Annotated in this window: 1 protein-coding gene; it reads left to right on the top strand. The window is 77.8% G+C overall.

Annotation, left to right across the window (positions count from 1 at the left end; genetic code table 11):
- A partial coding sequence (locus AB8Z36_RS39220) for an amino acid adenylation domain-containing protein (protein ID WP_369218136.1) occupies positions 1-2,254 on the top strand: 2,254 nt, incomplete at both ends.

The raw sequence follows: 2,254 nt of genomic DNA on the forward strand, positions 1-2,254 counted from the left end.
ACCTGCACCTCACGTACGCGGCGCTGCACGAGCGCGTCGGACGCCTCGCGGGGCTGCTCGCCCGGCGCGGCGCGGGCCCGGAGCGGACCGTCGCCCTCGCCCTCGGCCGTGGCGCGGAGTTCGCGGTGGCCGCGCTCGCCGTGCAGCGGGCGGGCGCCGCCCATCTGCCCCTCGACCCCGACTACCCGGCCGAGCGGCTGCGCGGGGCGCTCGACGACGCGGCGCCCGTGCTCCTGGTCACCGACGCGCGTACGGCGGCGGCCGGGGTGCTGCCCGCGACGGACGTGCCGCGCCTGGTCCTCGACGTGACCTCCTACGAGGGCGAGCCCCTGCGCGAGGACGTCCCCCGGGCACCGGACAGGCCCGCCTACGTCATCCACACCTCCGGCTCGACCGGCACCCCCAAGGGCGTCGTCGTCACCCACGCCGGGGTCGCCGCGCTCGCCCACAGCCTGGCGGAACGCTTCGCGCTCGACGCGGACACACGGGTCCTCCAGCTCGGCTCACCGGCCTTCGACATCTCGGTGGCCGAACTGTGCATGGCCTTCCGGCCCGGCGGCACCCTCGTCGTGCCGCCGCCGGGGCCCCTCGCGGGGGACAAGCTCGGCCGGGTCCTCACCGAGCGGCGGATCTCCTGCGCGATGGTGCCGCCCTCGGTCCTCGCCACCGTGCCCGACGGCCCCTACCCGGCGCTGCGCGCGCTCGCGGTCGGCGCCGAGGCCTGCCCGCCCGGCCTGGTCAGGCGCTGGGCCGTTAAGGGCCGCCGCTTCCACAACGCCTACGGCCCCACCGAGGCCACCGTCGCCGCCACCCTCTCGGGCCCGCTCGGCGGCGACGGCACCGCCCCGCCCATCGGCACCCCGGTCGCGGGCACCGCCGTACACGTCCTGGACGAGCGGCTGCGGCCCGTGCCGACCGGTGTCGCGGGCGAGCTGTATCTGGCGGGGCCGGGCCTGGCCCGCGGCTATCTGAACCGTCCCGCCGCCACCGCCGAACGCTTCGTCGCCGACCCCTTCGGCGCCCCGGGCTCCCGCATGTACCGCACGGGCGACCTGGCCTGCCGCGACGACGACGGCACCCTGCACTACCTCGGCCGCACCGACGAGCAGGTCAAGCTGCGCGGCCTGCGCATCGAACCGGGCGAGATCGCCGCCGTGCTCTCCGGGCACCACTCGGTGGCCCGCGCGGTGGCCGTCGTACGCGCCGACGGGGCGGGCCGCCCGCAGCTCACCGGCTACGCCGTCGCCGCCCCGGGCCGGACCATCGACCCGAACGGACTCCTCGCGTACGCGGCGACCCGGCTGCCCGCCCACATGGTGCCGTCGGACGTCGTGGAGCTGCCGGAGATCCCGCTCACCCGCAGCGGCAAGCTCGACCGCGCGGCGCTGCCCGCGCCCCGGGCCGCCACGGCCTCGCGGGCACCGGCCTCGGCCCGCGAGAAGGAGCTGTGCGGCCTGTTCGCGCAGGTGCTCGGCGTGGCGGAGGTCGGCGCCGACGACGACTTCTTCCGGCTCGGCGGCGACAGCATCATGGCCATCCAGCTGACCGGACAGGCGTCGGCGSCGRSMYYCGCCCTCGCCCCGCGCGACGTCTTCACCCTGCGCACCCCGGCCCAACTGGCCGCCCACGCCGGTACGCCGGCGGCGGACGGCCCGGACGCGTCCGACCCCGGAGTGGGCCGCTTCCCCCTCACCCCGGTGATGCGGTGGTGGCTCGGACAGGGCGGCGACACCTGGGCGTTCACGCAGTCCATGGTCTTCCCCGTGCCGCCCGGCACGGCCCCGGAGCGCGTCGAGGTGGCCGTGCGCGGCCTCACCGAGCGGCACGGCGCCCTGCGGACGCGGCTGCTGGCGCGGGACCTCCGGGCCGAGGTGGCGGCGGCGGTCCCCGCCGGGTCCCCGCTCGTCCGCGCCGAGGTCCCGGCCGACGGCGACGCCCTCGCGGAGGCACGGCGCCTCGCGGCCAGGACGCGGCTCGCGCCCGAGGACGGCGAGATGCTGCGCGCGGTCTGGCTCGACGCCGGGCCCGGCCGCACGGGACGGCTCCTCCTGACCCTGCACCACCTCGCGGTCGACGGCGTGTCCTGGCGGGTGCTCGGACCGGTCCTCCTCTCGGCGCTCGCCTCGGCCGCCGTACGGAACCGGGGCACGGGCACGGGCCTGCTCGTCCACCTGGAGGGCCACGGCAGGGAGACGCTCTTCACGCCCACGGACGTCTCCCGCACGGTCGGCTGGTTCACCACGCAGTACCCGGT

The organism is Streptomyces flavofungini, assembly GCF_041028215.1.
Lineage (GTDB): Bacteria > Actinomycetota > Actinomycetes > Streptomycetales > Streptomycetaceae > Streptomyces > Streptomyces flavofungini_B.